The following is a 16,182-nucleotide window of genomic DNA, read 5'->3' as shown; positions in this document are numbered from 1 at the left end:
CGGGACCCCTACGGCACCGGGCGGGCGCGGCGGGAGAAGCGGGAGTGACCCGTCACAGCACGTCCCGTCACAGCACGACTCGTCACAGCACGACCCGGACCAGCTCGAACGCCTCGGCGAGTTCGACCGAGACCTGTGAACCCCGGTACTCGGCCAGCGCCCTGGTACCGCGTTCGCTCCGCGGCGACGGCCACTCCTGGAGCTCGGCACCGTAGGCGCGCAGCGCCTCCAGCTTCCGCTCGAGGTGGTGGGAGTCCAGCGGCTGCCACAGGCTCGGCCGGAACGTGGGCATCCCGGACGCCTCGCCGCAGTCGGTCGCCGACCGCACCTCGAAGCACCGGACCTCGCGGACCGTGCCCTTCCCCGGCCGGCCGGCCACCCGGGCGCACCGGCTGACGATCTGGTGGTCCAGGTTCAGGTCGCTCATGCTGGTGGTGAAGAGGGTGTCGGGGCCGAACTCCTCGACCTCCTTCTCGAAGACCCGGTTCAACTCCAACTGCCCCACCGTGTCGAGCCGGTTGTCGCCGAACGAGTGGATGCTGACCCGGGAGACGCCCAGTGTCTTCGCGGCGGCCTCGATCGCGCCGACGCGGTTGGTGACACCCTCCCCGGACGGGGAGCGCGACCCGTCGTCGTCGGTGAGCACGCACAGCGCGATCTCCACGCCCTCGTCCGCCAACCGGGCGAGGGTGCCGCCCGCGCCGAGCGTCTCGTCATCGCCGTGAGCCACCGCGACCATGAGTCTGCGGATCGTCCTCTGCATCGGAATGCCTTCCCCAGTCGGGGCCCTCGGGCCCGAGCCGTCGGTATCCGAGCCGATACCGGTCGTTGTTTCCGTGCGACATGCGGATGCAGAGAGCCGGGAGTGCGCGAAGCCGGTTGACCGGGGCGATTCCTCCCGCCGTGGAGCGAATGTGCCAGCGGCCTTCGCTCCTCGTCAACCCCTATCGGCCCGAGTTCCGGCGCCCCACCGCACGCCTGCTGTTCCTCTTCGGCGCCCCGAATTCCGTCCCGGGCGGCCGTCCGGCGCTCGCGATTTCCGGCGTCACCGTGCGGCGGTGAGTGCGCGGATCCGCTCGCCCAGGACGTCCAGCACGGCGGGCGCCTGCTGGTCGAGGTAGAAGTGCCCGCCCGGAAAGGTGTGCAGGGCGAAGTCGCCGGCGGTGTGCTCGCGCCAGGAACTCGCCTCGTCGAGCGTGCACTTGGGGTCGGACTCGCCGACCAGGGCGGTGACCGGGCAGGAGACCGCCCCCGGACCGGGTCGGTAGGTCTCGGCCGCCCGGTAGTCGCTGCGCAGCGCCGGCAGCGCCATGCTCCGCAGCTCCGGGTCGTCCAGCAGCCGCGAGTTGGCACCGCCCAGCGCCTGCACCTCGGCGACCAGGCCCGCGTCGTCCCGCAGATGCGTCGTCTCGGCGCGGTGACGGACGGGCGCGCGCCGGCCCGAGACGACCAGCACCAGGGGCGCGTTCCCTGCCTTCTCCAGCCGCCGCGCCACCTCGTAGCCGACCGAGGCTCCCATGCTGTGTCCGAACAGCGCCAGCGGGAGGTCCGCGTACGGCAGCAGCACCGGAGCGATCAGGTCGGCGAGCGCCTCGACCGTGTCGACCGGCGGTTCGCTCAGGCGGTCCTGACGGCCCGGGTACTGCACGGCGAGCACGTCGATCCCGGGCGCCAGTGACCTGGCGACCGGGGCGAAGTAGCTCGCCGACCCTCCGGCGTGCGGCAGGCAGGCCAGCCGCACACGGGCCTGCGGCGCCGGGTGGTAACGGCGCAGCCAGAGGTCGGTGGACGGTCCCATGCGCGCGTCGGCCTCCTTGTCCGGGCACCGGGCGGTGCCGCTGGAGAGCCAACCTGCCAGCGCCGTCCGACGGCGACAACCCCTGATCGGCGGCGGGGACATCGGGGTCCGTCGCACCGCGGGCAGCCGGCCGGGAGCGACGTCCGGGCAGGCGACCCGAGCCCCGTCGGGCCCGGCCACGGCGTGCCCGGCCCGACGGGTGGTGGGCGCGGTGTCGGCTCCGTTCGGCCGAGGACAGCGGACCGACCGACCGCCCCCGCTCGCGGACCGGCCTGCCCTCCCCTCGCGTTCCTCCAGCTGTGCGTCGTGGCCGCCGGCCGGTTGGTCGCGCAGTTCGAGGACGCCGTCATTCCAGGACGCTGTCAGTTGAAGACGCTGTCGGTTGGCGGACTTCTCGATCACGGCTGGATTGTGGCACCCGCCTCCGGCAACGGACCGGCGGGCGCCGTCCCACCCGGCGTCGCGGACCGCCGCCGCCCCGCCCGGGGCATTCGGAGGCCAGGTCAGGCCAGGTCAGGCCAGGTCAGGTCAGGCCAGGTCAGGTCAGGTCCCGACCCGCTCCCGCCTGCGCACCACCACCCGCGCCAGCAACGGCCACACCAGCAGCAGCACGATCACCGCGTACACCGTCACCGCGAACGGCGTGTTCACCAGGCCGGTCACGCTGCCGTCGCTGATCTGCAGGGCCCGGCGCAGCTGCTGCTCGGCGTTCGGGCCGAGGATGACGCCGATCACGGCAGGCAGGACGGGCAGGCCGTAGCGCCGCATGCCGAAGCCGACCAGGCCGATGATCAGCAGGATCACCAGGTCGACGACCTCGCCGCCGACCGCGTACGCGCCGACCGCCGCGAAGAACATGATCCCCGCGTAGAGGTAGGGCCGCGGGATGCGCAGCAGTTTGGCCCACACCGGTGCCAGCGGCAGGTTGAGCGCGAGCAGCAGCACCATGCCGACGAACAGGGAGGCGATCAGGCCCCACACCAGCTCGGGTTCCCGCTCGAAGAGCAGCGGGCCGGGCTGGATGCCGTACTGCTGGAACGCGGCCAGCATGACCGCCGCGACCGCCGTCGTCGGCAGCCCCAGGGTCAGCATGGACACCAGCGTGCCCGCCGCCGAGGCCGACGCCGCCGACTCGGGGCCCGCCACGCCCTCGATGGCGCCCTTGCCCCATTCGTCCTTGTGCTTGGACAGGCGCTTCTCCGTGACGTACGACAAGAACGTGGGGATCTCCGCGCCACCCGCCGGGATGGCACCGAAGGGGAAGCCGATGAACGGGCCGCGCAGCCAGGACTTCCACGTCCGCTTCACGTCCTCGCGACCGAGCCAGGGCCGGCCCACCGGGATCGGCTCGGCCGCCCCGCGCCGCAGGTGGGCCGCCACCCACAGCGCCTCGCCGATGGCGAACAGACCGACCGCGACGATCACCACGTCGACGCCGTCGGCGAGTTGCAGCGAGCCGAAGGTCAGCCGCTGCTGGCCCGTCATCTGGTCCAGGCCCACCAGACCGATCGTCAGTCCGATCAGCAGGGAGGCCAGGCCTCTGATGCGCGACGAACCCAGCACCGACGTCACGGCGATGAACGCCAGCACCATGATGGCGAAGTAGTCCGGCGCGCCGATGTCCACCGCCAGGTCGGCGACCGTGGGCGCCAGCGCCACCAGCAGGATCGTGCCGATGATGCCGCCCGCGAAGTGACCGATGGCCGCGGCCGCCAGCGCCTGGGCGCCGCGCCCCGCCTTGGCCATGGGGTTGCCCTCCATGGCCGCGACCACGGCGGCGCTCTCGCCGGGGGTGTTGAGCAGGATCGAGGTGGTCGAACCGCCGAACATCGCACCGTAGTAGATGCCGGCGAACATGATGAACGCGGCGACCGGGTCGAGCCCGTACGTCACCGGCAGCAGCAGCGCGACCGCCATGGCCGGGCCGATGCCGGGCAGGACGCCGATGGCCGTGCCGAGCAGCACGCCAAGGGCGGCCCACAGCAGGTTGAGCGGGGTGAGGGCCGTCCCGAACCCGTCCATGAGGGAGTTCAAGGCGTTCATGTCAGAGCACTCCCATCAGCGGACCGCCGGGCAGCGGAACTCCGAGCAGCTTGTCGAAGACGACGTAGGTGACCAGGGACAGCACGGCGGCGATCAGCGGATCGCGGTCGACGCGACGGCTGCCGAGGGCGAAGGCGGCCCCCCAGAACAACAGCGCGCCCGCGACGGGGAAGCCGGCCGGCTCGATCAGCACGGCCGCGCCCAGGAAGATCCCGGTGAGCAGCAGCACCGTGCGCCAGTCGGCCGGCTCGGACAGGTCGACGTCCTCGCCGCCCTCGGCCTCGCCCCGGCCGCCGCGCAGGACGTCCACGGCGAGCAGCGCGGCGACCACGAGCAGGCCGATGCCGACCACGACGGGGACGGTCTTGGGGCCGACCGGGCCGCGCTGGGTGATGTCGACGTCCATGGTGAGCGCGTCGGTCAGGACCAGCACGCCGAGCGCCAGCAGCAGCCCGCACACGCCCAGTTCGGAGTGGTCCCGCAGCCACGAGCGCCGGTCGACGGCCGGTTCCGTGGAAGATTCGGTCCGCGTCGTCACAGCCCCAGCTCCTTCAGTACCGACACCACACGCTTGTCCTGGGCGTCCAGGAACGCGCCGAACTCCTCACCCGTGAGGAAGGCGTCGTCCCAGCCGTTCTGCTCGATCGACTTCTTCCATTCGGGGGAGTCGTGCAACTCCTCGACCAGGCGGGTCAGCTTGTCGCGCTCCGCGTCGGACAGGCCGGGCGGGGCGACGATGCCGCGCCAGTTGGTGAAGTCCACGGCGTAGCCGGACTCCAGAAGAGTCGGCGCGTCCTTGAGGTCGTCGACCCGCTCCGGGCCGGTCACCGCGAGCACCCGCAGCTCGCCCGCCTTGATCTGGTCCAGGTATTCGCCGACGCCCGAGACCCCGAAGCCGACCTTGTTGCCGAGGATCGAGGCGAGCAGCTCGCCGCCGCCGTCGAAGGGGATGTAGTTGACCGCCCTGGGGGAGATCCCGGCGGCCTGCGCCATCAGCATCGGCGCGAGGTGGTCGGGCCCGCCGGGCGACGAACCGCCGCCCACGGGGACCTTGCCCGGGTCCTTCTTCCAGGCGGCGATCAGCTCGTCGATCGTCCTGTACGGCGAGTCCTTGGCGACCACCACGACGTCCTGCTCCTCGGTGAGCCGCGCGATCGGCGTGGTGTCGGCGAGGGTCTTCGGCGCGTGGTTGGAGCGGGCGGCGCCCACGACGCCGAGGCCCATGGACATGGCGAGCTTGCCGTTGCCGTGCTCGCTCACCAGGCGGCTCAGCCCAACGGTGCCGCCCGCGCCGGGGAGGTTGAACACCTCGATGTTGTGCGTGAGCCCGGCGTCCTCGGCGTTCTTCGCGGCCGTGCGGGCGGTGATGTCGTAGCCGCCGCCGGGCGTGTTGGGGACCATGAAGCGCAGGCCCGGGATCTGTGTGCCGGTCTCGGCGTCGCTGCCCGTGGAGAGCAACGGCGGCCCCGCGAGCACGAGCACGGCGGCCCCGAGCAGGGCAAGGGGGGTGCGCAGGCGCACGTATGACACCACCTGTCGGTTGGGTAGAGCGGTTGAGGGGGAGCGGTTGGGGGGAGTGGTCGGGTTCATGGGTACGGGGAGCCCCGTGGGGAGGGGTGATGTGGGCCACATGGTGCCCGCGCGCCGGCGGCGTGTCTTCCTTGCGGAATCAAGGGAGGTTGTGGTCATTGCGGTCGCCGCAGGGTCGCCGGTGCATCGCCGCTTCATTGCGAAGACAGCACATCTCTTTCCTTCGCCGCAGGTGGGCGCCATGATGGCGAGCCGGCACACCCACCCGCCCCCTCAGCCGAGAACGAGTCCGCCGTGGCCCCCACCTTCCGCCGTCAGACCCTCGCGGGCGAGATGCTGGTCCTCCAGCTCGCCATCGTCGTGGTGGTGCTGCTCGGGGTCGCCGCCGTCTCGCTCGCCCAGTCCGAGGCCACCTTCAACCGCGTCGAGGGGCGCCGGGTCACCGCCCTGGCCGAACAGCTCGCCGCGACGCCGCTGGTCCGCAGCCAGCTCCTGCGCCCCGTGCCGCAGGAAGCCCTCGCCCCGCTGGTGAACTCCACGCAGACCCAGTCCGGGATCACGTCGGTCACGGTGGCCGGCGCCGACGGCCGCGTCGTCAGCTCCACCGACCCCACGATGATCGGCGGCCGGCTGCCGCTCGGCGAGGGTGCCGCCGAGGGACGCGGCTGGTCCGGGCCGCTGACCCTGCACGGCAGCCGCGAGCTCGTCGCCCAGGTCCCGGTGCTCGGGGCCACCCGGGAGACGCTCGGCCGGCACCTCGGCACGGTGATGGTCGGCGAGGCCGACCCCACGGTGTGGCAGCGCCTCAGCGGCGCCTCCTCCTACCTGCTCGCCTACCTCGGCATCGCCAGCGGCCTCGGAGTGGCCGGCTCCTGGCTGCTCGCCCGGAGGGTCAAACGCCAGACCCTCGGCCTGGAACCGCGCGAGATCGCCGGGCTCGCCGAACACCGGGAGGCGATGCTCTACGGCATCGCCGAGGGCGTCGTCGCCCTCGATCCGCAGCACCGGCTCACCCTGGTCAACGAGATGGGCCGGCGCCTGCTGGACCTGCCCGCGGACTGCGTGGGCCAGAGCCTGGACGGCCTCGGCATCGACGGCCGGCTGCGCGACGTCCTGGCCGGCACCACGGCGGACGCTGCGGAGCCGCGCGACGAGGTGGTCGTCCGCCACGGCCGGGTCCTGGTGATGAACCGCATGACCGTCGTCAAGGACGGCCGCCCGCTCGGCTCGGTCACCACCCTGCGCGACCGCACCGAACTGGCCCGCCTGGAACGGGAGATCGGGTCCTTCCGCAGCACCTCCGAGCTGCTGCGCGCCCAGGCCCACGAGTTCGCCAACCAGCTGCACACCATCTCCGGGCTCATCCAGATCGGTGAGCAGGACGAGGTGGTGCGCTACATCCGCGCACTCAACCAGCGCCGCCAGTCCCTGGACGTCACCCTCAGCCGCCGGGTCCGCGACACCGCCGTCGCCGCGCTGCTCACCGCGAAGTCCTCCCTCGCCGCCGAGCGGAAGGTCGCCCTGCGCATCTCCGACCGCACCGCCCTCGACCGGCTGGCGCCCCAGGACGCCGCCGACGTGGCGACCGTGGTCGGCAACCTCGTCGACAACGCCGTGGACGCCGCCGCGGCGCACGCCGACGACCACGAGGCCTGGGTCGAGGTCGAGCTCGGGCAGGACGCCGCCGGCGTGGAGATCGTGGTCCGCGACTCCGGGCCCGGCGTGGCGCCCGGGCTGGCCCGCGAGGTCTTCTCCCACGGCTTCACCACCAAGGCCGCCCGACAGGGCGAGCGCGGCATCGGCCTGGCGCTGACCCGGCTGGTCTGCGAACGTCACGGCGGTGAGATCTCGGTGACCAACACCCCCGAGGGGGCCGTGTTCACCGCACGCATGACCGTCAGCCACCTCACCGACGCGGTGGCGGAAGGAGCAGCACCATGACGACGGGTACGAGCGGCACGACCGACACGCCCCGTGCCGCCGACGCGATCGGCGTCCTCGTGGTCGACGACGACTTCATGGTGGCCCGGGTCCACCGGGCCTTCGTCGAACGCGTCGAGCCCTTCCGGGTCCTCGGAGTCGCGGGCACCGGGGAGCAGGCGCTCACCGCCGTCGGCGAACTCCGCCCCGACCTGGTCCTCCTCGACCTGTACCTGCCGGACGTCTTCGGCCTGGACGTCATCCCCCGGCTGCGCGCGGCCGGCCACGACTGCGACGTCATGGTCGTCAGCGCGGCCCGGGAGGCGGACGCGGTGCGCGGCGCGGTCCGGCACGGCGTCGTCGACTACCTGCTCAAACCCTTCGAGTTCGAGGACCTGCGGGTCCGGCTCGAGCGCTACGCCGTCCAGCGGGGCCGGCTGCTCGGCACGGTCGTGCGCAGCCAGGCCGACGTCGACCGTGTCCTGGCCAAGGCGGCGGCACCGGCCGCTTCGCTCCCGGCCCTGCCGAAGGGCATGAGCGTGGAGACGGCCGAACTCGTCGAACGCACCCTCCGCGACGCCGACGGCACGCTGTCCGCCAGCGAGTGTGCGGCACTGACCGGCGTGTCCCGGGTCAGCGCCCGCCGCTACCTGGAGTACTTCCACACGGTCGGCAGCGCGGACGTCTCCCTGCGCTACGGCGTGGCGGGCCGCCCCGAACGCCGCTACCGCTTCCGCGGACAGCACACGGAGTCCGGCCGGGGCGGCGCCGAGGGCCGCGCCCGGAGGGCGGACGGGCTGGTCACAGCGCCTGTCGCGGCTGTGCGGCGAGCACCGTCGCCGAGGACACCGTGATGCTCGCGGACCCGTCGGGCGTCGCGTCGATCGGTTCGGCGAGCCGCCGAGGCACCTGTCCCGGCCGCCCGCGCACGGGCACCGCCGGACGGCGCGGCGCGACGGCCACGGGCGCGGCGACACAGCGACTCCTCCCCCGGCGGGCCATCACCTCCGGCGACATCGGGTTCCTGGGCTGATCCCCTTCGCGCACCCCGTCATACCCCGTCGATCCTCGTCACTCCGTGTAGAACAGGCGCCCCGGCGGGGCAGTGGACGTGCGAGGGCCGCTCCCGGTCGGTCATCGGCCGGGTGCCCCCGCGCGCAGACCGTCCATGACGAGATCCAGGAGCCGGGTGACCCGCGGCTGCCAGTCGTCGTGGGGATCGACCTGCCAGAGACCGCCGATGGCGAGGAAGAAGTCGTCCGGGGACACCCCGGGGCGGATGGTGCCCGCCTCCTCGTTGGCGCGGAGCAGCAGCCCGGCCGCGTCCAGTACCGGGGCGGGCCCCGGCTTCTCCGGCCCCCCGGGCGCGCTGGTGACCAGCCGGATGGCGTCCGCCAGACCGACCTTGGTCATGGCGAAGCGGGCCAGGTGGTCCATCCATTCCCGCAGGGCCTGCTCCGGTTCCCGGGTGGCCAGCAGCTGGGGCGCGGCTTCGGCCACCTGCTGCATCTCGTAGCGGTAGACCTCCAGGACCAGCGCCTCGCGGTTCGGGAAGTTGCGGTAGAACGTGGCCTGCCCGACGCCCGCCTTCTTGGCGATCGCGGACAGCGGGGCGTCCGCGCGGCGGGTCAGCTCCTCGATGGCCACCTTCAGGATGCGCTCGCGGTTGCGTTGCGCGTCCGAACGCAGGGGTGTGACCTTCTTCGGCTGCGGCACTCGTCCTCCTCCGGGTTCCGTGGCCGAATCCCGTGCTTGCTAACCGGACAGCTGTCCGTTACGTTTCCCATGGAACGGACAATTGTCCGGTTACCCCTCACCATAGCGGCGGATGCAGTCGGCGGCACCGGCCGGTGCCCTCCGACCACGGGTGAACCCGCCGCCCACAGCCCATTGACCTGTCACCGGACACCAAAGAAGGCTGACCATGGCCCCAACGCCCTCGTCGACGTCCAGCGCCATCATCCTGAACATCAACGGCGAGAAGCACCAGCTGACCGTCGACCACCGCACCACCCTGCTCGACGCCCTGCGCGAGCGCCTCGACCTGACCGGCACCAAGAAGGGCTGCGACCAGGGACAGTGCGGCGCCTGCACCGTCCTGGTCGACGGGCGCCGCGCCGTCTCCTGTCTGAACCTCGCCGTCGCGGCCGAGGGACGCGAGATCACGACCATCGAAGGTGTGGCCGAGGGCGACCGGCTGCACCCGGTGCAGCAGGCATTCCTCGACCTCGACGGCTACCAGTGCGGCTACTGCACTCCCGGACAGATCTGCTCGGCCGTCGCCGTCATCGAGGAACACGCGGCCGGCTGGCCCAGCGCCGCCACCGGCGACGTACGGCCCGAGGCCGGACCACCACCCCTGACACCGGACGAGATCCGCGAGCGGATGAGCGGAAACCTGTGCCGCTGCGGCGCCTACGTCTCCATCGTCCAGGCGGTCGCCCGCGCGGCCGAGGCCCACGAGGCCGCGGCCCGGGTCGACCAGGACGAGACCGTGAAGGAGACGGTGGCATGAGGGAGTTCGGATACCAGCGCGCCGACGACGTCTCCGGCGCGGTGGCGCTGCTCGCCGCCGACCCGGACGCCCGCTTCCTCGGCGGCGGCACCAACCTCGTCGACTTGATGAAGAGCGGCGTCGAACGCCCCGCCCGGCTCGTCGACGTCCGTGAACTCCCCCTGGACGGCATCGAACCGACCTCGGACGGTGGCCTGCGCATCGGCGCTACCGTCACCAACAGCGACCTCGCCGCCCACCCCGAAGTACGCCGCCACTACCCGGCGTTGACCCAGGCGGTCCTGGCCGGTGCCTCCGGCCAACTGCGCAACATGGCCACCGTCGGCGGAAACCTGCTCCAGCGCACCCGCTGCGGCTACTTCACCGACGTGAGCCGGCCCTGCAACAAGCGCGCCCCCGGCAGCGGTTGCCCCGCCCTCACCGGCGAACACCACAACCACGCCGTCCTGGGCGCCTCCGACCACTGCGTGGCCGTGCACCCCTCGGACATGGGCGTGGCCCTCGTGGCCTTCGACGCCGTCGTCACCTACGAAACCCTCGACGGACCGGGCGAGTTGCCGCTCACCGACTTCTACCTCCCCGTCGGCGACACCCCGCACCGGGAGACCGCCCTGCCGCCCGGCGCGCTGATCACCGGCGTCACCCTGCCGCCCGCCCCGGTCGCCGCCCGCTCCCGTTACCGCAAGGTACGCGAGCGCGCCTCGTACGCGTTCGCGATCGGCTCGGTCGCCGCCGCGCTCGACGTCGAGGACGGCGTCGTACGCGACGCGCGCCTGGCCCTCGGCGCGGTCGCCTCCCGGCCCTGGCGGGCCCGCGCGGCCGAGGAGGTGCTGACCGGCGCACCGGCCGACGGTACGGCCTTCGCCGCCGCCGCCGACGCCGAACTCGCGGACGCGAGGCCGCTGCCCGACAACGGATACAAGGTGACCCTCATGCGCAACCTCGTGGTGGCCGTCCTGACCGAACTCGCCGAGGAGGCTGCCCGATGACCACAGCGACGACCGGCCGTACGGCGGCGAAGGGCGCCGTCGGCACCGCGCACCCGCGCGTGGAGGGGCGTGACAAGGTGACCGGAGCGGCCCGCTACGCCGGCGAGATCCCCTTCGCCGACCTCGCGCACGGCTGGCTGGTGCTGTCCACCGTCACCCGCGGCCGTATCCGCTCCATCGACACCGAACCCGTCCTCGGCATGCCCGGCGTGCTCGCCGTCCTGCACCACGGCAACGCCCCGCGCGTCGACACCGACTACGTCGGCCTGCTCGGCATCCGACCGGACCCGACCGCCGCCGTCTTCCAGCACGAGCGGGTGCCGCACGCGGGCTGGCCGGTCGCCCTGGTCGTCGCCGGGACGCCCGAGCAGGCCCGGGAGGCGGCCGAGGCCCTCGTCGTCACGTACGACGAGGAACCCCACGACGTCGCGCTCACCGCCGACCACCCCGACGCCTACCCGGCCGCCGGACACATGCCCGCGGAGACCGAGAAGGGCGACCTGGCGGCCGGGCTCGCCGTGTCCGCCGTCGTCCTGGACGCGGAGTACACCACCCCCGAAGAGCACCACAGCATGATGGAGCCGCACGCGGCCACCGCCCTCTGGGACGGCGGCCGGCTGGAGGTCGTCGACTCCAACCAGGGCACCACCTGGATCCAGGGCGAACTCGCGAAGATGTTCTCCCTCGACGAGTCCTCGGTGCGGGTGCGCTCCGAACACGTCGGCGGAGGCTTCGGCAGCAAGGGCCTGCGCGCCCACCAGGTGTCCGCCGTGATGGCCGCGACCGTCCTGCAGCGACCGGTGCGGGTGGTGATGACCAGGCGCCAGATGTTCTCGCTGGCCGGTCACCGCAGCCCCACCACCCAACGGGTCAGGCTCGGCGCCGACGCCGACGGCCGGCTGCGCGCCCTGGAGCACCGCTCGCTGAGCCGGACGTCCACCGTGTACGAGTTCGTCGAGCCCAGCGCCGGTGTCGCCAGGGTGATGTACGACGCCGACGCCCACCGCACCGCCAACCACGTGGTCCGGCTCGACGTGCCGTCCCCGACCTTCATGCGCGCGCCGGGCGAGGCACCGGGGTCCTTCGCGATCGAGTCCGCGCTCGACGAACTCGCCGAGCGCTGCGGCATCGACCCGATCGAGCTGCGCCTGCGCAACGAGCCGGAGGTGGGCCCGGTCTCCGGGCAGCCGTTCAGCGGCCGCAACCTGGCCGCCTGCTTCCACGAGGGTGCCCGCCGGTTCGGCTGGGCGGACCGCGACCCGCGGCCCGGCCTGCGTCGCGACGGCCGCTGGCTGCTGGGCACCGGCACGGCAGCGGCCTCCTTCCCCGCCGGCGCCGGTCCCTCCACGGCCCTGGTGACCGCGGAGGCCGACGGCACCTTCACCGTGCGGATCGCCGCCGCCGACATCGGCACCGGCGCCCGTACCGCGCTCACCCTGATCGCCGCCGACGCGCTGGAGGTCACGCCCGAGCGCGTCCGGGTCCGCATCGGGGACAGCGACTTCGGACCGGCGATGATCGCGGGCGGCTCGATGGGCACCCGTTCCTGGGCCTGGGCGGTCACCGAGGCGGCCCGCGAACTGCGGGAGCGGCTCACGCCGGGCACGAGCCTCCCGCCGGAGGGCATCACCGTACGGTCCGACACGACGGAGGCCCTCGGCGCCCTCGCGCAGCAGGAGCGGCACTCCTTCGGGGCGCAGTTCGCCGAGGTCGCCGTGGACACCACCACCGGCGAGGTGCGGGTGCGCCGCATGCTCGGCATCTTCGCGGCGGGCCGGATCGTCAACCCGCTCACCGCCCGCAACCAGCTCGTCGGCGGCATGGTCTGGGGCATCTCCATGGCCCTGCACGAGGAGGCGGTCCGGGACCGGTCCACCGGCGGCCTCTACGGCCCCGACCTCGCCGGCTACCACGTGGCCACGCACGCCGACGTCCCGGACATCGAGGCGGACTGGATCGACGACCCCGACCCCGACGACCCGGTCGGCATCAAGGGCGTCGGCGAGATCGGCATCGTGGGCGCCGCGGCGGCCGTCGCCAACGCCGTCCGGCACGCCACCGGCGTACGCCACCGGAACCTGCCGATCCGGCCGGACCGCGTGCTGGCGGCGGCGTCCGCGGGTGGGGGAGCGGCGGATGCTTGACATCGCCGACGAGCTGGACCGCTGGCTCGCCGAGGGCCGGGAGTTCGCCGTCGCCACCGTGGTCTCCGTCGGCGGCAGCGCCCCGCGCGGCCCCGGCGCCGCCCTCGCCGTCGACAGCGAGGGCACGGCGATCGGCTCGGTCTCCGGCGGCTGTGTGGAGGGCGCGGTGTACGAGCTGTGCACCGCGGCCCTCCGGGACGGCGAGACGGTGCGCGAACGGTTCGGCTACAGCGACGAGGACGCCTTCGCGGTCGGTCTGACCTGCGGCGGGGTCATCGACGTGCTGGTCACGCCGGTCGGTGCGGACGCGTCCTCGCGGGAGGTGTTCCGCGCGGCGCTGTCGACCGCCGCCCGGGGCGGCACCGCGGCCCTGGCCCGGGTCGTCCGGGGTCCGTCCGGGCTCCTCGGCCGCGCCCTGCTCGTCCACCCCGACGGCTCCCACGAAGGCGGTCTCGGCGGCCACCCGGACCTGGACCGCACGGCGGTGGCCGAGGCCGGGGCCCTGCTGGACGCCGGCCGCACCGGCACGGTCGGCCTCTCGGAGGACGGGTCGCACTGCCCCGGCGGGCTCACGCTGCTCGTCGAGTCCAGCGTGCCGCCGCCCCGCATGATCGTCTTCGGCGCGGTCGACTTCGCGGCGGCGCTGGTGCGGGCCGGCAAGTTCCTCGGCCACCACGTGACCGTGTGCGACGCCCGGCCCGTGTTCGCCACGCCGGCCCGCTTCCCCGAGGCCGACGAGGTCGTCGTCGACTGGCCGCACCGGTACCTGCGGAGCACCCCGACCGACGAGCGCACGGTGCTGTGCGTGCTCACCCACGACGCCAAGTTCGACGTCCCGCTGCTGACGGAGGCCCTGCGGATGCCGGTCGCCTTCGTCGGCGCGATGGGCTCCCGCCGCACCCACGAGGACCGGGCCCGGCGGCTGCGCGAGGCCGGCCTGGGCGACCGGGAGCTGGCCCGGCTGCGCTCGCCGATCGGCCTGGACCTCGGCGCGCGGACGCCCGAGGAGACCGCGCTGTCCATCGCGGCCGAGATCGTCGCGGCCCGACGCGGCGGAACGGGCGTCCCCCTCACGGGCGGTGCGACACCGATCCACCGGGACCTGTCCGGGGCGGCCGCCTGACGGGGGTCGGCCGCGGCGACTGACCGGCGAGGCCGGTCCGGGGGTCGTACGACTGTACGACTGGTCAGGGCGGTCGTACGACCGTCAGGGCAGGGCCGACTCGCCGGCCAGCCGGACCGCGCACTCCAGCATCATCGCGTGCACGAACGCCTGCGGGAGATTGCCGCGCAGCTGACGCTGGCCCACGTCGTACTCCTCGGCGAACAGCCCGGGCGGTCCGCAGGCCGCCCGGGTGCGCTCGAACCAGCGGAACGCGCCGACCCGGTCGCCGAGCCGGTGGCAGGCGAGCGCCATGGCGAAGCCGCAGAGCAGAAACGCCCCCTCGGCATCACCGAGCGGCGTGCCCGGGTGCTCGAAGCGGAACAGGTACCCGTCCTCGGCCAGCCGGGACTCGACGTACGCGCGGGTGGCGGCGCCGTCGTCGTCCCCCAACGCGCAGCCACGGGCCAGCGGCACCAGGAGCGCGGCCTCGGGCCCGTCGTCGTCGGCGGCCCGCCGCCAGCGGCCGTCCGGGGCCAGGCACCGGCGCCGGGTCTCTCGGGCAACGGTGTCGGCGAGTGCGGCGCAGCGGCGCGCCTCCTGCCCGGACAGCACCGTCGCCATCCGCCGCAGACCGCACACCACGCTCAGCCGGGAGTGGGTCCACCACCGGTCCTCCAGCTCCCACAGCCCGGCGTCCGGCGTGAGCCAGTGCCGCTCCACGACGTCCACGGCGACCGCGGCGGCACGCTCCGCGTCCTCGGTCAGCCGGTCGTGCGTGGCCGCCGCGGCGAACAGTTGCAGTGCCTCGCCGAAGGTGTCCAGCTGGAACTGGGCGCCCGCGTCGTTGCCGATGTGGTCGGTGCCGCCGGGGTAGCCCGGCAGTCGCAGGGAGCGTTCCCCGCCGACGGGCCGCCCGTCGACGGTGTAGGCGGGGCGGACCTTGTCGCCGTCCTCGAGGATGCGCTCGGCGACGAAGCGCACGGCGTCGTCGACCAGCGGGTGGGGGCCGTGCGCCGCGACCGCGAGACCGGCGTAGCACTGGTCGCGCAGCCATGTGAAGCGGTAGTCGTAGTTGCGCCCGCCGTCGGCCCGCTCCGGCAGGGACGTGGTGGCGGCGGCGACCATGCCGCCGGAGACGCTGGTCAGTCCGCGCAGCACGGCGTACGCGTGCCGGGCGTCGCGTGGCGCGGCCAGCCGTGAACAGTCCGGGAGGGCCCGCCGCCACTCCTCTTCCGTGGCCCGCCACAGCGCGTCGGCGTCGAGCGGTTCGGTCTCCTCCCCTTCGGCCAGCTCGAACACCAGGTCGTGTGACTCGCCCTCGCGCAGCCGGAACTCGCCGCACAGCCCGGCACCGGCCCGCCAGACCGCCGCCGGGGCTCCGGCGAGCCGCATCCGCAGCCCCCGCCCCTCGGCCGTCCACACCCCGTGCTCCCGCCGGGGTCCGCGCATCCGGCCGTCCCCGAAACCGGGCCGCGGGTCCAGGTCCAGGCACAGCCGGGCCTCGCCCCGTGCCACGCGCATCCGGCGCAGCAGGACGAGCCGGTCCGTGCGCGCCGGCATGGCCAGGGCCTCACGGCACTCGATCACGCAGTCGGTGGTCACCCACCGGCTCACCCGGATCAGCGTGCCCTCCTCGTAGGAACCGCCCCAGACGTGCCAGGGGTCCGCCGGCTCCACCGTGAAGTGCCCGGCGCCGCCGATGAGCGCGGAGAACACCGCGTCGTCGTGCCAGCGCGGGGCGCACAGCCACACGATCCGGCCCCGGGGATCCAGGACCGCTCCCCGCTCGCCGTCGGCGAGCACGGCGTACTCGCGCAGGGCCCAGGGCGGGCAGGACGGGTCCGGCGCGGCCGGGCGCTGATCGTCGCTGTCCTTCATGACGCTACGGCTATCCCGGCGCCGGTGACCGAAACGGCGGACGCGTCCGCCGTCACCGGGACGTGGGTGTGCGGTCGGGCCACGGTGACGTCGGTCGGAGCAGCGGCCGGGGCGTCACCGGACCGGTCCTTCCGCTCACCGGACCGGACCGGGCCGTACCGTACCGAGCCATCCGCTCACCGCCCCCCGCCCTGGGCTCCGCCGTGGTCGGCGAACAGATCGCCCTCGGGGTGCGGGTGCTGCCCGGGCTGATCGGCATG

15 protein-coding genes are annotated in these 16,182 nt (G+C 73.7%); 8 read left to right on the top strand and 7 right to left on the bottom strand.

The window, feature by feature from the left end:
* Positions 1-82: 82 nt before the first annotated feature.
* The 5 genes from RM812_RS36435 to RM812_RS36415 form a co-directional block, all read right to left on the bottom strand.
* Positions 83-763 (bottom strand): PIG-L deacetylase family protein, encoded by a 681-nt coding sequence (locus RM812_RS36435; RefSeq protein ID WP_311583434.1) that lies wholly within the window; start codon positions 761-763, stop codon positions 83-85.
* 282 nt (positions 764-1,045) lie between these two features.
* Positions 1,046-1,798: a thioesterase II family protein gene (locus tag RM812_RS36430; RefSeq protein WP_311583432.1), complete on the bottom strand. Its 753-nt coding sequence runs from the start codon at positions 1,796-1,798 to the stop codon at positions 1,046-1,048.
* A 543-nt stretch (positions 1,799-2,341) separates the two neighbouring features.
* The gene (locus RM812_RS36425) at positions 2,342-3,841 is read right to left on the bottom strand and encodes a tripartite tricarboxylate transporter permease (protein WP_311583429.1); all 1,500 of its coding nucleotides are present in this window, start codon (positions 3,839-3,841) and stop codon (positions 2,342-2,344) included.
* Position 3,842: 1 nt separating this feature from the next.
* Positions 3,843-4,379, bottom strand: a complete 537-nt coding sequence (locus RM812_RS36420) for a tripartite tricarboxylate transporter TctB family protein (protein ID WP_311583426.1) — start codon at positions 4,377-4,379, stop codon at positions 3,843-3,845.
* Positions 4,376-5,362 carry a Bug family tripartite tricarboxylate transporter substrate binding protein gene (locus tag RM812_RS36415; protein ID WP_311583423.1) on the bottom strand — a complete coding sequence of 329 codons (987 nt, stop codon included), beginning with the start codon at positions 5,360-5,362 and terminating at the stop codon, positions 4,376-4,378. The genes RM812_RS36420 and RM812_RS36415 overlap by 4 nt, the downstream gene beginning before the upstream one ends.
* A gap of 303 nt (positions 5,363-5,665) precedes the next feature.
* Here RM812_RS36415 and RM812_RS36410 point away from each other — a divergent pair, with 303 nt between their 5' ends.
* The 3 genes from RM812_RS36410 to RM812_RS36400 are packed head-to-tail and all read left to right on the top strand — an operon-like array spanning position 5,666 to position 8,324.
* Complete coding sequence (locus RM812_RS36410; RefSeq protein ID WP_311583420.1) at positions 5,666-7,312, top strand: sensor histidine kinase; 1,647 nt, start codon at positions 5,666-5,668, stop codon at positions 7,310-7,312.
* Positions 7,309-8,145 carry a response regulator gene (locus RM812_RS36405; protein ID WP_311583417.1) on the top strand — a complete coding sequence of 279 codons (837 nt, stop codon included), beginning with the start codon at positions 7,309-7,311 and terminating at the stop codon, positions 8,143-8,145. The genes RM812_RS36410 and RM812_RS36405 overlap by 4 nt, the downstream gene beginning before the upstream one ends.
* On the top strand, positions 8,145-8,324 hold the full coding sequence (locus tag RM812_RS36400) for a hypothetical protein (RefSeq protein WP_311583414.1): 180 nt from the start codon (positions 8,145-8,147) through the stop codon (positions 8,322-8,324). Before RM812_RS36405 ends, RM812_RS36400 begins: the two co-directional genes overlap by 1 nt.
* A 101-nt stretch (positions 8,325-8,425) precedes the next feature.
* Here RM812_RS36400 and RM812_RS36395 read toward each other — a convergent pair whose 3' ends face one another.
* Positions 8,426-9,007: a TetR/AcrR family transcriptional regulator gene (locus tag RM812_RS36395; RefSeq protein ID WP_311583411.1), complete on the bottom strand. Its 582-nt coding sequence runs from the start codon at positions 9,005-9,007 to the stop codon at positions 8,426-8,428.
* Positions 9,008-9,215: 208 nt separating this feature from the next.
* Here RM812_RS36395 and RM812_RS36390 point away from each other — a divergent pair, with 208 nt between their 5' ends.
* From RM812_RS36390 to RM812_RS36375, 4 genes are read left to right on the top strand one after another with little or no spacing between them, the layout of a single operon-like run.
* On the top strand, positions 9,216-9,806 hold the full coding sequence (locus tag RM812_RS36390; RefSeq protein WP_311583408.1) for a 2Fe-2S iron-sulfur cluster-binding protein: 591 nt from the start codon (positions 9,216-9,218) through the stop codon (positions 9,804-9,806).
* Entirely contained in the window at positions 9,803-10,795 is a 993-nt protein-coding gene (locus RM812_RS36385) for an FAD binding domain-containing protein (protein ID WP_311583405.1), read from the top strand. Before RM812_RS36390 ends, RM812_RS36385 begins: the two co-directional genes overlap by 4 nt.
* Positions 10,792-12,939, top strand: coding sequence for a xanthine dehydrogenase family protein molybdopterin-binding subunit (locus tag RM812_RS36380; RefSeq protein WP_311583402.1), 2,148 nt, complete (start codon positions 10,792-10,794; stop codon positions 12,937-12,939). The genes RM812_RS36385 and RM812_RS36380 overlap by 4 nt, the downstream gene beginning before the upstream one ends.
* Positions 12,932-14,062, top strand: a complete 1,131-nt coding sequence (locus tag RM812_RS36375; RefSeq protein ID WP_311583398.1) for an XdhC/CoxI family protein — start codon at positions 12,932-12,934, stop codon at positions 14,060-14,062. The genes RM812_RS36380 and RM812_RS36375 overlap by 8 nt, the downstream gene beginning before the upstream one ends.
* Positions 14,063-14,146: 84 nt before the next feature.
* On the opposite strand, the gene RM812_RS36370 is transcribed toward RM812_RS36375, so the two are convergent.
* Positions 14,147-15,922 carry a glycoside hydrolase family 15 protein gene (locus RM812_RS36370; RefSeq protein WP_311583396.1) on the bottom strand — a complete coding sequence of 592 codons (1,776 nt, stop codon included), beginning with the start codon at positions 15,920-15,922 and terminating at the stop codon, positions 14,147-14,149.
* A 68-nt stretch (positions 15,923-15,990) separates the two neighbouring features.
* Between RM812_RS36370 and RM812_RS36365 the strand changes: the two genes are divergently transcribed.
* Positions 15,991-16,182, top strand: a 192-nt coding sequence (locus RM812_RS36365; protein ID WP_311583393.1) for a hypothetical protein, incomplete at its 3' end; no start/stop codon positions are given.

Origin of the sequence: Streptomyces lancefieldiae (genome assembly GCF_031845825.1) — a bacterium.
In the GTDB taxonomy this organism is placed as follows: domain Bacteria; phylum Actinomycetota; class Actinomycetes; order Streptomycetales; family Streptomycetaceae; genus Streptomyces; species Streptomyces lancefieldiae.
This window is presented reverse-complemented; position numbering and strand designations above follow the sequence as displayed.

Bases quoted from the DNA above. Each gene is read 5' to 3' on its own strand.
- RM812_RS36435 (WP_311583434.1), bottom strand. From the start codon at position 763: ATGCAGAGGACGATCCGCAGACTCATGGTCGCGGTGGCTCACGGCGAT.
- RM812_RS36430 (WP_311583432.1), bottom strand. From the start codon at position 1,798: ATGGGACCGTCCACCGACCTCTGGCTGCGCCGTTACCACCCGGCGCCG.
- RM812_RS36425 (WP_311583429.1), bottom strand. From the start codon at position 3,841: ATGAACGCCTTGAACTCCCTCATGGACGGGTTCGGGACGGCCCTCACC.
- RM812_RS36405 (WP_311583417.1), top strand. From the start codon at position 7,309: ATGACGACGGGTACGAGCGGCACGACCGACACGCCCCGTGCCGCCGAC.
- RM812_RS36400 (WP_311583414.1), top strand. From the start codon at position 8,145: ATGCTCGCGGACCCGTCGGGCGTCGCGTCGATCGGTTCGGCGAGCCGC.
- RM812_RS36390 (WP_311583408.1), top strand. From the start codon at position 9,216: ATGGCCCCAACGCCCTCGTCGACGTCCAGCGCCATCATCCTGAACATC.
- RM812_RS36385 (WP_311583405.1), top strand. From the start codon at position 9,803: ATGAGGGAGTTCGGATACCAGCGCGCCGACGACGTCTCCGGCGCGGTG.
- RM812_RS36380 (WP_311583402.1), top strand. From the start codon at position 10,792: ATGACCACAGCGACGACCGGCCGTACGGCGGCGAAGGGCGCCGTCGGC.
- RM812_RS36375 (WP_311583398.1), top strand. From the start codon at position 12,932: ATGCTTGACATCGCCGACGAGCTGGACCGCTGGCTCGCCGAGGGCCGG.
- RM812_RS36370 (WP_311583396.1), bottom strand. From the start codon at position 15,922: ATGAAGGACAGCGACGATCAGCGCCCGGCCGCGCCGGACCCGTCCTGC.